Genomic DNA, 12056 nt, shown 5'->3' with positions numbered 1-12056 from the left:
TATACGGTCTTCGGGCCAAGCGGCAATCGCCCCCGTACCGGTCGATTGCCGGTTGCCCCACCCTTCGAACACGAACGCGTACATGACTCCACGTCTCTCCTGGAGACCCTGCACACTCGCACGGACCCCGGCATGAACGGCGAACTCGAAGAGATCCGCGAGTTTCTCGATCGCTGCCCCGATCTGGCCCCGCTGCCCGCGGCCAGCCGGGACGCCTTCGTGCGCCAGCTCACCCTGCGCTACCTGCGCGAGGGCAGCCGTTTTCCGCCGGATACCGAACCCGGACTGTGGATCGTGCGCACCGGCACGCTGGAGATCCGCGACGTACACGACACCCTGCGCGACCGGCTGGGCGAAGGCGATCTGGTGCACATCCCCGCCGCCCCGGAACAGTCCCTCGGGCCGGTCACGGAAGACGCCCTGGTCTACCACCTGCCCCTGGACCGCGTGCGGGAACTCGCCGCCCGCGACGGGGCCATTGCCCAGTTCCTGGCCGATGATGCCCCAAGGCCTCTGGCTAGCGAACACGGGGCACACGAAGCCCCGGACCACAACCGGCTGCTGACCACGCCGGTGCGCGCCCTGATGACCTCCAACCCGGTGCTGGCCGCGAGCACCCTCAGCCTGCGCGAGGCCGCGCGCCTGATGGACCGGTCGGATATCTCCGCGCTGCTGCTGCACACCCCGGACCGGCCGGGCGAACCCTGCGGGATCCTCACCGACACCGACCTGCGCCGCGCGATCGCGAACGGGGTCGACCCCGAGCAGCCCGCGTCCCGGTCCATGGCCCATCCGCTGACCACCGTGCACCGCGGCACACCCGCCTTCGAGGCGTTGCTGCGCATGGCGCGCCACGACATCCACCACCTCCCGGTGGTCCACGAGGCCGACGGGAGCCTGGCCGGTATCCTCTCCAGCACCGATCTGATCCGGCATCAGGGCACCAGCGCGATCTACCTGGTGCGCGACCTGCGTCGGGCCGACGATCTCGCCGACCTCAAGGACATCATGCAGGCCCTGCCGCGACTGCAAGTCCAGCTCGTGGACTCCGGCGCCGACGCCATGCAGATCACGCAGACCATCACCACCGTGATCGACACCCTTACCCAGCGCCTGATCGAAATCTGCGAACGCGACCAGGGTTCGCCACCCTGCGCCTACGCCTGGCTGGCCAGCGGCAGTCAGGGGCGCCACGAACAGACCGTGTTCACCGACCAGGACACCGCACTCATCATTGCCGACGACGCGCCGGAAGGCGCCGACGACTGGTTCGCGGCGCTGGCGCAAAAAGTGACGGCCGGCCTCGACGCCTGCGGCATCCGCGCCTGCCCCGGCGATGTCGATCCCACCCATCCGGACTGGCGCCGCCCCGCCGCCGACTGGGCGCGCGAGATGGACCGCGTACTGCAGCACCCCGCCCCGCGCGATGCCATGCTGGCCACCCACTACCTCGACATGCGCGTGATCCACGGGGATGCCGCGTTGTTCGAACCGCTGCGCCAGCGCGCGCTGGAGACCGGGGCCCGGCACGAAGCCCTGCTGAACGCCCTGGCGGGCCAGGCGCGCGACCTCCCGGCGCCGCTCGGCTTCTTCCGCCAGTTCGTACTGGAGGACAGCGGCGAGCACGCCGACACCCTGGACCTGAAAATGCGCGGCCTGCTGCCGATCGTGGCCATGGCCCGGGTCTTTGCCCTGCACGCCGGCAGCGAGGCGCGCGGCACGGTGGAACGGCTGCGCGCGGCAGCCCGATCCGGCGTCATCAACGACACCACGGCCGACAACCTGGTCGATGCCTGGCTGTACATCGCGAACCTGCGCGCCCGCCACCAGGCCCGCCAGATCCGCAAGGGCCAGTCCCCGGACAACGCGCTGGACCCGGCCGGCCTGTCCACCCTGGAGCGCAGTCACCTGAAAACGGCCTTCCGCCTGGTGAACGACGCCCGCAAGACGGCCCTCTGATGGTCTGCCCCGTGCCTGCTGCCGAATGGCTCCGCCCGCCCGGCCACTGGCGCTTCTGCCACGCCCGGCGGCGCGCCGCGCGCAGCGCCCCGCCGGGCGCGTTGCGCGCGTTCCTCGAAGCCCCCATGGCGCCGGCCGGTCAGCCGGTGGCCGCCAGTCGCTTTCTCGCGGTGGACCTGGAGACCACCGGGCTCGATCCGGAGCAGGACCGCATCCTGAGCATGGGCTGGGTCGCGATGGACGGGACGCGGATCGACCTGGCCACCGCGGACCACCGCCTGGTGCGCGCCGAAGGGCCGGTACCAGAGGCCAGCGCCGTGATCCACCGCATCACCGATCAGCACGCTGCCACTGGGGTACCGCTTGACGAGGCCCTGGACGCCCTGTTCCGGGCGCTCGCCGGGCGCGTGATGGTCGCGCACCACGCGGCGCTGGAGATCGGCTTCCTGGAACAGGCCTGCCAGCGGCTCTACGGCATCCGCCCCCCGCTGGCGATCGTGGACACCCTGCGCCTGGCGGAAACGGCCCTGCGGCGCGCCGGACAGCCGATCCCGGCCCACGGACTGCGCCTGCACACCCTGCGGGCGCGCTACAACCTGCCGGCGTATCGCGCGCACGACGCGCTGTTCGATGCCATCGCCGCGGGCGAGCTGTTCGCCGCCCTGCTGAGCCGGCAATCGCCGGACGGACAACTGCCCCTGGGGCGGGTGCTGTTCCGCCCCGCGTGGCTCTGGTAAGCGCGGCCAGCGGGCGGTTCGCATGCTATCCTCGCACCCACCAAACAAACCCGGATGGGGCTGGCGGTTGGCCACTCCCGAACTCTGTATAAACAATCGATCTGGAGGCCCTGATGAGTGACAACATCGAGTCCACCCTCACCGAGACGCGCCACTTTGCGCCGCCGGCGGAATTCACCGAAAACGCGCGCCTGAAGCCGGCCGATCTGGAGGCCCTGCACCAGAAGGCCGAGGCCGACTACGAGGGCTTCTGGTGCGATCTCGCGCGCGAGCAGATCGACTGGCAGACCGAGTTCACCGAAGGCCTCGACGAGTCGAACGCACCGCACTACAAGTGGTTCGCCGACGGGCGCATGAACGTGTCCTACAACTGCATCGACCGCCACCTGGAGGTGCGCGGCAACAAGACCGCGCTGATCTTCGAGGCGGAGAACGGTGACAGCCGCCACCTCACCTACCGCGATCTCTACAACGAGGTCGGCAAGCTCGCCAACGCCCTCAAGGGCATGGGCGTGGAGAAGGGCGACCGCGTCATCATCTACATGCCAATGAACGCCGAGGCCGTGATCGCCATGCAGGCCTGCGCCCGCATCGGCGCGATCCACTCGGTGGTATTCGGCGGCTTCTCCGCGGACGCCCTGCGTGACCGCGTGGTGGATTCCGGCGCCAAGGTCGTCATCACCGCCGACGGCGGCGAGCGCGGCGGCAAGGTCGTGGGGCTGAAGGCCAACGTCGACAAGGCCCTGGACTCCAACCCGGGCGATGTCGAGAAGGTCGTGGTGTGCAAGCGCGCCGGCAACGACGTGACCATGCAGGATGGCCGCGACGTCTGGTGGGAAGACGCGGTGGATGGCGAATCCGTCGACTGCGAGCCCGAGTGGGTGGAATCCGAGCACCCGCTGTTCCTGCTCTACACCTCCGGCTCCACCGGCAAACCCAAGGGCATCCAGCACTCCAGCGCCGGCTACCTGCTGGGCGCGATCGTCACCAACCAGTGGGTGTTCGACCTGCAGGGCGACGACGTCTACTGGTGTACCGCGGATGTCGGCTGGATCACCGGCCACACCTATGTCGCCTATGGCCCGCTGGCCGTGGGTGCCACCCAGGTGGTCTACGAAGGCACCCCGACCGTCCCCGACGCGGGGCGCTGGTGGAAGATGTGCCAGGACCACGGCGTGACCGTGTTCTACACCGCCCCCACCGCGATCCGCGCGCTGATGAAGGCCGGCCCGGACCTGCCCAAGCAGTACGACCTGTCCAAACTGCGCCTGCTGGGCACCGTGGGCGAGCCGATCAACCCCGAGGCCTGGATGTGGTACTACACCACGGTCGGCCAGGAACGCTGCCCGATCGTCGACACCTGGTGGCAGACCGAGACCGGCGCCAACATGATCGCCCCGATCCCGGGCGCGACCACCCTGGTCCCCGGCTCCTGCACCCAGGCCCTGCCCGGCGTCGCCGCGGACGTGGTGGACGAGGACGGCAAGAGCCTGGGCGCCGACCAGGGCGGCTACCTGGTCATCAAGAAGCCGTGGCCGCACATGCTGCGCACCGTCTGGGGCGATGACCAGCGCTACAAGGACACCTACTGGCCCAAGTTCGGTGGCAAGTACTACCTGGCCGGCGACTCCGCGCGCCGTGACTCCGAAGGCAACTTCTGGATCATGGGCCGCATCGACGATGTGCTGAACGTCTCCGGCCACCGCCTGGGCACCATGGAGGTCGAATCCGCCCTGGTCGCGCACAAGGAGGTGGCCGAGGCCGCCGTAGTCGGCCGCCCGCACGACGTAAAGGGCGAGGCCATCGTGGCGTTCGTGATCCTGCAGGGCGACCGCCTGACCGGCGAGGAGGCCGAGGAGATGGTCAAGGAACTGCGCAACTGGGTCGCCGACCAGATCGGCCCGATCGCCAAGCCGGACGACATCCGCTTTGCCGACGGCCTGCCCAAGACCCGCTCCGGCAAGATCATGCGCCGCCTGTTGCGCTCCATTGCCAAGGGCGAGGAGATCACCTCCGACACCTCCACGCTGGAAAACGAAGCCGTGATCCCGCAGCTCCAGGGCAAGGCCTGAACCGGAGGCCGGGGTATCGCACCCCGGCCTTCCTCGTCCCCACCGTAGGAGCCCAGCCTCTGGGCGATCGGGCCTGTCCAGCACCCCATCGCCCAGAGGCTGGGCTCCTACAATTCGGGGGTATCATTCGTCATCACGTGCCCTTCCTCGCACCACTATACGTAAACCCCAGGCCATCCCACGCATGAGCACCCACCATTCCGACAATCCCAAGGACCCGCCCCAGGCCCCGCGCCTGCGCGTGTTGCTGGGCGAGGTCACGGCCATGGGCCCGGGCAAGGCCATGCTGCTAGAGGCGATCCGCGACAAAGGCTCGATCTCCGCGGCCGCGCGCAGTGTGGGCATGTCCTACCGCCGCGCCTGGGACCTGGTCGAGACCATGAACCAGAGCTTCCGCGAACCGGTGGTGGCCACGGCCAAGGGCGGCTCCGGCGGCGGGGGCGCACAGGTCACCGAATTCGGCGAGACGGTCCTGGCCCGCTACCGCGACATGGAACGCCAGGCCTGCGAGGCCCTGCGCGACGAACTGCACGCCTTCGCCGACTTCCTCGCCGAAGACCACAAGCCGTAACCACCACCCGAGCCTTGACGGCCATCCCCCGGCCCCGCATCATTGCGCCAGTCGATATGCAAACTGAAATATAACGAATCGCACAGCGCAAAAAAGTGCTCGTCACTGCGAGGAGCACCGCGACGAAGCACAAAAGCAGCGAAGCTGCGTTGAACGGCCAAAGGCCGGCCCGAAGGGCGAGCGCAGCGAGTAATCCCCAACGGAACCACCCGAGCCCACCAAAACCCAGCCACAGGGAACACCCCAAACGATGCACCTGCGCGCCCTCCTCCTGATCCTGCTCCTCCTGCTGCCCGGCCTGGCCGCCGCCAACGGCCCGCTGACCATTGCCGCCGCCTCGGACCTGCGCTTCGCACTGGACGAGATCCTGGACGCCTACCGCGAGGTACACCCGGACGACGCGGTACGCGTCACCTACGGCTCCTCCGGCCGCATGACCACGCAGATCATGAACGGCGCTCCCTACGACGTCTTCTTCTCCGCCGACATCGCCTACCCGCAGAAGCTGCGTGCCGAGGGCCACGCGGCCACCGAACCGGAGGTCTACGCCATCGGCCGCATCGTGCTGTGGAGCAACCGCATGGATGCCTCCACGATGACGCTGGAAGACCTGCTGCGCGACGACATCCGCCGCGTCGCCATCGCCTCGCCCACCCACGCGCCCTACGGCGTGCGCGCGATGGAGGCGCTCCAGTCCGTGGGCGTCTGGGACGACCTGCAGCCGAAGATCGTCAACGGCGACAACATCGCCCAGACCGCACGGATGGTGCAGGCCGGCGGTGCCGAGATCGGCATCATCGCGCTGTCGCTGGCCGAGTTCCCCGATCTCGCCGAGCACCCGCACCACCTGATCGACGACGCCTTGCACGAACCGCTGACCCAGGGCTTCATCATCACCCGACGTGGCGAGCACAACGCGACCGCACACCGCTTCGCCGACTACATGAACGGCGACACCGCCCGCGACATCATGCGCCGCTACGGCTTCGTGATGCCCGGCGAAGAGCTGCCCGACAACGCCACCCCGTAACCCGACATGTTTGAGCTGAGCCCCACGGACTGGATGGCGATCGAGGTTACCCTCAAGCTCGCGCTGTACACCACGCTGATCCTGCTGGTGATCGCCACGCCCATTGCCTGGTGGCTGGCCAATGGCCGTGCCCCCGGCGGCGTACGCACCGCGGTGCAGGCACTGGTCGCCCTGCCGCTGGTGCTGCCCCCCACCGTGCTCGGCTTCTACCTGCTGGTGCTGCTGGGCCCGGCGGGTCCGGTGGGCGCCACCCTGGAAAACCTGGGGCTCCACCACCTGGCCTTCACCTTCGAGGGCATCCTGATCGCCTCGGTGATCTACTCGCTGCCGTTCGCGGTGCAGCCGCTGCAGCAGGCCTTCGCCAACCTCGGCCGCCGGCCGACCGAGATCGCCGGCTCGCTGGGCGCGGGGCGCATGGACCGCTTCTTCACCGTGATCCTGCCGATGTCGCGCGGCGGCTTCATCGTCGCCGCCACGCTCGCCTTCGCCCACACCCTCGGCGAGTTCGGCGTGATCCTGATGCTCGGCGGCGCCATCCCCGGCGAGACCCAGGTACTATCCATCCTGATCTACGACCACGCCGAGGCGATGGACTTCGCCTCCGCCCACCGCCTGTCGCTGGGCCTGCTGATCTTCGCCTTCGCCGTCCTGTTCATCGTCTACGCGATCAACCGCCGCTTCGACACGGTGCGCCTGTGACAGGCCCCATGACCGAGACCCTGCGGATCAAGGCGCGGCTGGAGCGCGCAGGCTTCACCCTGGACGTGGACACCGCCTTCCCGCTGGACGGCGTGACCGCCCTGTTCGGCCGCTCCGGCTGCGGCAAGACCACGCTGTTGCGCATCATCGCCGGCCTGGAACACCCACCCGGCGCCGAGCTGCACTTCGGCGACACCGCCTGGCAGTCCGGCAAGACCTTCGTCCCGCTGCACCGCCGCCGCGTCGGCCTGGTGTTCCAGGAATCCACCCTGCTCCCGCACCTCTCCGTGCGCGGCAACCTGCTCTATGGTTACAAACGCACGCCGGAACCCCTGCGCCGCCTGCACCTGGACGAGGTCGCCGACCTGCTCGGCATCACCGAACTGCTGGGGCGCCGCGCCGACCAGCTCTCCGGCGGCCAGCGCCAGCGCGTCGCCCTCGGCCGCGCCCTGCTCACCAGCCCCGACCAGCTGCTGCTCGACGAACCCCTGAACGCCCTGGACACCCAGACCAAGCGCGAGATCATGCCCTTCCTCGCCCGCCTGTCGGACAAAACCGGCATCCCCACGCTGCTGGTGACCCACGCCCCGGAAGAAGTCGAACGCCTGGCCCACCGCGTCGCCTTCATGCACGACGGCCAGCTCGAACGCCTGGAACCCCTGCGCGACGCCCTCGCCCGCGCCGACTCCCCGCTGTTCCGCGACGAAGGCGCCGTCTCCGTCCTGCAAGGCGAACTGGGCCCGGCCGACGCCCACGGCCTGCACCCGTTCGGCCCGCCCGAGGCCCGCTACCGCGTACCGTCCACCCCCGGCGCCGCCAACGGCGCCGGCCGCCCGGCCCGCCTGCGCATCGACGCCCGCGACGTCTCCATCGCCCTGTCCCCGCCCCAGGACGTCTCCATCCTCAATATCATCCCCGTCACCATTGAGTCGCTGGATGAGGCGCCTGGGCATCACGGACCCGCTCGTGTGCTCGCCGTTTGCCGGCAGGACGATGGGCAGACGTTAATGGCGGAGTTGACGCAGTTATCTACCGAGCGCCTCGGTCTCCGCCCCGGCATTCGTGTGCATGCGCTCGTCAAATCTATAGCCCTTCTCGATTAACGCCGCATGACAATGACGCGAGCTACGCTTCGAAACCGTACAGGAATCCCATGCCCTTCCAACCCTTCAGCGGGAGCGACCAGTCAGCCCAGCTGAACACCACGCCCTCACTAATCCGCAAGCACCCCTTCCCATTGCAGGGGATCCTGTGCGAAGATGACCACACTTGGTGACACCGCCAAGCTGCTTCGCTCTTTGACAACACTGACACATGCCGTTTCGACCCTCGGGAAAACGACGCCCTAGGCGATCCCCTTGCGGGATCATGACCGGCCAACAGGACCCCCCACCCGCGCCGCACGCCGTGCTACGCAATGAGGGGCGACTCTTGTCTGGCGCACATGCTACGGAGTCTGCCTGATTCCAATACACCAATTCCCGATGCTCTGAATGTTTGGTCTGGCGCTAAACGAAATCCGTCGTTTAGCCAAAAACATAAGGAGTAACAAATGAAACGAGCAATCGTGCATGTGTCAGTGACCGTCCTTTTTCGACAAGAGGACACAGATAGCGCGGAACGTACCGCTCGAGAGAGCCACGATTCCGAAACGCAGGTTGGATCAGGCAAGAAGGGCGGATTGACCGGTATTACGGCTTTCCTACTTCTGATCATAAAACTTACAGTATGGTCTTCGCACCTGCTATTGTAATGATCGACTCCTAGCTTTTTTATTTTTCATGCCTCAGAAATCCGCGAAAAAACCGCATTACCCTTACAAGCCCATCGGCTCGGTAGAAACGCTCGCCAGGATGCTCGGCGTTCACCCTAAGATTCTGACCGACATCGCCAACCGGACAGATGATTCTTACACAGACTTCACCATCACCACACCTTCCGGGAAAGAACGAAACGTTTCTGAACCCAAGTTCACACTCAAGAAAATACAAAAACGAATCAATCGTACCATTTTGGAGAAAGTGGAGTACCCACTTTACCTTATGGGCGGCATTCGCGACCTCGAAGAGCCCCGAGACTATGTCTCGAACGCGTCCGCACATGCGGGTGCGTCCACCATCATTAAGCTCGACATAAAGAACTTCTACCCGAACATACGGCGCCAGAACGTATATGATATTTTCCGCTACCTACTGCGGTTTCCCGAACCCGTCTCCGACCTCCTTACCACGCTTTGCGTACGGCATCACCGCCTGCCACAAGGGGCGTGCACCTCATCTTACTTAGCGAATCTCATATTTTTTAACGCCGAATATCAACTCGCGGCCTCATTTGAGCGGCAGGCGATCGCGTACACACGGCTGCTGGACGACATAACTATTTCAAGCCCAAAACAGCTGACGCCCGCCAAGACCACCGAAATCATTCGGTCGGTTGCAGCGATGTGCAAAAAACATGGATTGAAACTCAACAACAAAAAGACACGTGTCGACAGAGTCCACCAGAGAGACTCTGATTACATCGTCACAGGACTGTGGGCTAAACACTCCGTTCCAAAAGTCCCCCGCCACGAACGGAGAGCGATCCGAAAAATGGTGCACGACTGTGAGAATCGATTCACAACTGACCCCGCGTCACCTGAATACCATTCAATGTGGAACCAAGCATCAGGAAAGATCGCCAAGCTTAAACGACTTGGACACAGCCAAGCCCAACCACTTCGCGCCCGAATGCGAAAAATACTCCCCCAGATCGGCGACCAAGAAAAAGATAATCTGATCCTTGAGTGCAAAAAGCTCGCAAACAAGAGCAGAAGAAACACGGACCGCATTGGGCATATCCTGAGGGTAAACAGAGCTATCCACAAGGTGGGCCTTTTATCCAGAACTGACAAGCGGCTTGCGCGATCACTCCGGCGTCAAGTTGTCGCCGCTTACCCGAATAAACCCACGATAAAAGACTACTGGGAAATAAAATAGATATGGGCGATCAGTCAGAGTTCGGAGAGATCAAAACCTTTGACCCACTTAAGGGGTTTGGCTTTATTAGGCGCGAAAAAGGAAAGGACGTATTTGTGTTTTACGCAGATATCGAAGGAGATGACAAGCTCGTATCACCTGGAGACCAAGTCGAATTTTTAGTAGAACACGCACCAAAGGGCCCCAAGGCCCGACGAGTTAGAAAAGTCGGGGCTCCGCGCTCCTAGGTTCGTCTGGGTCCGCGCCCTAATCATGCTAACGTCGAGTAGAGAAACCAAAAAGGGGACAGATTTATTTTTGCGCCCGGAGCATTACGGGGTCGGACCTTGATACGCCGCCGTTGAACGCTAAGGTCTAGTTTCGTCGTTCGGGCCTCTAGAGGGGCTTATACGGCCCATTTTTGGACGGAAAAGGGCCTCCAAGATTTCGGGACGAAGGGGGCAGCCATCTCCCTTTCCGGTGACGACGACTGCCGCAGGTAGGCCTTGAAGGGGTCGGACCCCGGTAAGGCACTGAACATAGGGCGGTAAGAGCCAAACCAAGCGCCTCATACGGCCCTAAACAGCCAATTTTCGGGAAAAACGGGCCGCCAAGGATTTTCGCGGCTAGCCTGACGGATGGTCCTGCGTAAGCCTTGCGATGGGCTTCCGGGGTTGTATCCTCGGGCGGTGTCCCCCACCGAGTGCTGCTTTCATGAACGCGTCTACCCAGCCCGACAACCCCGCGAACCCCAAATGCCCGAGCGGCGCCGACCAGGACGGTTTTGCCGCTTTCGAACGGGGCGACTACCAGGCGGCCCGGGAGATCTGGGAGGCCCGCGCGGAGGCCGGATGGGCCTGGGCGCAGCTGGGTATGGGCATCCTCTATGCCGAGGGACTGGGGGTGGAGGCGGACGCGAGACAGGTCACGGGGGTCAAACCTTGCCTTTTGCCTCCGTACCACTGCATTAGTACGGGACACCCACTTTCTTCGGACCTGCCCGGAAACGAACTCGGCGCCCGGAGGCGCCGATCGAAGTGGCAGGGAGAAGGCCGGGGCCTAGCCCCAAATGTCCTGAGTGATGCCGGCGTACCAGGCGCGGGTGTGTTCGGCCTCCTGGCGGCGGAAGGTCGAGGACTGGCCCAGCGGACTGACGTCACCGGAGCCTTCGACGGCCGCCTGGGCGCCGTCTTGGTACTGGTACACGGCGGCGATGCTGACGCCGTAGTCCGGCGTGATCAGACCGTAGCAGGTGCTGGCCGAAGATGGCTCCAGGGGCTCCTCGAGTAGTGGACACCCACTTTCTTCGATGCTGGGTTCGTGCGCCAGGTGTTGCGTATTGCGCAATCCGCTACACTCAAGACATGATCAAGTCGTTTCGGCACAAGGGACTGCGCCGCTTCTACGAGTCGGGCAGCGTTAGTGGCATCCAACCTCGACATGCAGGACGTCTGAGGATGCAACTGGCCGCCCTGGATACCGCGTCCACGATCGAAGACATGGATATCCCCGGGTTCCACCTGCACCGACTCAAGGGCACCGCACAGGATCGCTGGAGCATCCGGGTCAGCGGCAACTGGCGCCTGACCTTCGAATTCCATGACGGGAATGTCCATATCCTGGACTACGAGGATTACCACTGATGACCATGCACAACCCTCCGCACCCGGGCGAGTTCATTCGCGAGGTCTACCTGGAGCCGTTTGGACTGAGTGCCCGCCAGCTTGCCAGCAAGCTCGATGTGTCGCCTTCCACCCTGGGGCGCGTCCTGCACGGACGAAGCGGAGTCAGCCCCGAGATGGCACTGCGTCTTTCCAAAACGCTCGGCCGTTCGCCGGAAAGCTGGCTGGCCATGCAGGACCAGCACGACCTCTGGTGCGCACGGAAGAGCGTGAAGCTGGACGCCGTGCAAAAGATGCGGTTCGATGGGCACAGAGAAAACGGGCAGCCAGCCGCGTAGCGGGCAAGCGAAGGGGACACCCATCTTCCGTCTCGATTTCGACGGCTACCCTGGGCTGTGAGGACTACACT

General features: G+C 65.1%; 11 protein-coding genes and 2 pseudogenes. 12 read left to right on the top strand and 1 reads right to left on the bottom strand.

Annotated features, from left to right (window positions below):
• The first annotated feature begins 132 nt into the window (after positions 1-132).
• The 10 genes and pseudogenes from F572_RS0105370 to F572_RS15115 all read left to right on the top strand — a co-directional run.
• Entirely contained in the window at positions 133-1959 is a 1827-nt protein-coding gene (locus F572_RS0105370) for a putative nucleotidyltransferase substrate binding domain-containing protein (RefSeq protein WP_017940515.1), read from the top strand.
• A 125-nt stretch (positions 1960-2084) separates the two neighbouring features.
• A complete protein-coding gene (locus F572_RS0105365) occupies positions 2085-2696 on the top strand; it encodes a 3'-5' exonuclease (protein WP_017940514.1) in 612 nt (203 codons plus the stop codon).
• Between the two features lie 113 nt (positions 2697-2809).
• Positions 2810-4768 (top strand): acetate--CoA ligase, encoded by a 1959-nt coding sequence (gene acs / locus F572_RS0105360; RefSeq protein ID WP_017940513.1) that lies wholly within the window; start codon positions 2810-2812, stop codon positions 4766-4768.
• Positions 4769-4952: 184 nt separating this feature from the next.
• Positions 4953-5339, top strand: coding sequence for a winged helix-turn-helix domain-containing protein (locus F572_RS0105355; RefSeq protein ID WP_017940512.1), 387 nt, complete (start codon positions 4953-4955; stop codon positions 5337-5339).
• A gap of 250 nt (positions 5340-5589) precedes the next feature.
• Positions 5590-6369: a molybdate ABC transporter substrate-binding protein gene (gene modA, locus F572_RS0105350; protein WP_017940511.1), complete on the top strand. Its 780-nt coding sequence runs from the start codon at positions 5590-5592 to the stop codon at positions 6367-6369.
• 6 nt (positions 6370-6375) lie between these two features.
• A complete protein-coding gene (gene modB, locus F572_RS0105345) occupies positions 6376-7068 on the top strand; it encodes a molybdate ABC transporter permease subunit (RefSeq protein WP_017940510.1) in 693 nt (230 codons plus the stop codon).
• Positions 7065-8171, top strand: coding sequence for a molybdenum ABC transporter ATP-binding protein (gene modC / locus F572_RS0105340; RefSeq protein WP_026142874.1), 1107 nt, complete (start codon positions 7065-7067; stop codon positions 8169-8171). The genes modB and modC overlap by 4 nt, the downstream gene beginning before the upstream one ends.
• Before the next feature lie 678 nt (positions 8172-8849).
• Positions 8850-10046, top strand: coding sequence for a reverse transcriptase family protein (locus F572_RS15640; RefSeq protein WP_155983848.1), 1197 nt, complete (start codon positions 8850-8852; stop codon positions 10044-10046).
• A 2-nt stretch (positions 10047-10048) separates the two neighbouring features.
• Positions 10049-10273 (top strand): retron Se72 family effector protein, encoded by a 225-nt coding sequence (locus tag F572_RS15120; protein WP_017940506.1) that lies wholly within the window; start codon positions 10049-10051, stop codon positions 10271-10273.
• A 466-nt stretch (positions 10274-10739) separates the two neighbouring features.
• Positions 10740-10943: pseudogene (locus F572_RS15115) on the top strand (hypothetical protein); the annotation flags it as partial.
• A gap of 141 nt (positions 10944-11084) precedes the next feature.
• Here the strand turns inward: F572_RS15115 and F572_RS0105325 are convergent.
• Positions 11085-11309, bottom strand: a pseudogene (locus F572_RS0105325) (FCSD flavin-binding domain-containing protein); the annotation flags it as partial.
• An 80-nt stretch (positions 11310-11389) separates the two neighbouring features.
• Between F572_RS0105325 and F572_RS0105320 the strand changes: the two are divergent.
• Both F572_RS0105320 and F572_RS0105315 read left to right on the top strand, forming a co-directional pair.
• Entirely contained in the window at positions 11390-11668 is a 279-nt protein-coding gene (locus tag F572_RS0105320; protein WP_026142854.1) for a type II toxin-antitoxin system RelE/ParE family toxin, read from the top strand.
• On the top strand, positions 11668-11985 hold the full coding sequence (locus F572_RS0105315; RefSeq protein WP_017940334.1) for a HigA family addiction module antitoxin: 318 nt from the start codon (positions 11668-11670) through the stop codon (positions 11983-11985). Before F572_RS0105320 ends, F572_RS0105315 begins: the two co-directional genes overlap by 1 nt.
• Positions 11986-12056 lie beyond the last annotated feature (71 nt).

Origin of the sequence: Thioalkalivibrio sp. ALE14, from assembly GCF_000376845.1 — a bacterium.
In the GTDB taxonomy this organism is placed as follows: Bacteria; Pseudomonadota; Gammaproteobacteria; order Ectothiorhodospirales; family Ectothiorhodospiraceae; genus Thioalkalivibrio.
Note: the sequence above shows the minus strand (reverse complement) of the source record. Positions and strands in the feature narration are given on the sequence as shown.

Excerpts from the sequence above, each read along its gene's own strand:
- F572_RS0105320 (WP_026142854.1), top strand. The coding sequence starts at position 11,390 with ATGATCAAGTCGTTTCGGCACAAGGGACTGCGCCGCTTCTACGAGTCG.
- F572_RS0105315 (WP_017940334.1), top strand. The coding sequence starts at position 11,668 with ATGACCATGCACAACCCTCCGCACCCGGGCGAGTTCATTCGCGAGGTC.
- F572_RS15640 (WP_155983848.1), top strand. The coding sequence starts at position 8,850 with ATGCCTCAGAAATCCGCGAAAAAACCGCATTACCCTTACAAGCCCATC.
- F572_RS0105355 (WP_017940512.1), top strand. The coding sequence starts at position 4,953 with ATGAGCACCCACCATTCCGACAATCCCAAGGACCCGCCCCAGGCCCCG.
- F572_RS0105365 (WP_017940514.1), top strand. The coding sequence starts at position 2,085 with ATGGCGCCGGCCGGTCAGCCGGTGGCCGCCAGTCGCTTTCTCGCGGTG.
- F572_RS0105370 (WP_017940515.1), top strand. The coding sequence starts at position 133 with ATGAACGGCGAACTCGAAGAGATCCGCGAGTTTCTCGATCGCTGCCCC.
- modB (WP_017940510.1), top strand. The coding sequence starts at position 6,376 with ATGTTTGAGCTGAGCCCCACGGACTGGATGGCGATCGAGGTTACCCTC.
- acs (WP_017940513.1), top strand. The coding sequence starts at position 2,810 with ATGAGTGACAACATCGAGTCCACCCTCACCGAGACGCGCCACTTTGCG.
- F572_RS15120 (WP_017940506.1), top strand. The coding sequence starts at position 10,049 with ATGGGCGATCAGTCAGAGTTCGGAGAGATCAAAACCTTTGACCCACTT.
- modA (WP_017940511.1), top strand. The coding sequence starts at position 5,590 with ATGCACCTGCGCGCCCTCCTCCTGATCCTGCTCCTCCTGCTGCCCGGC.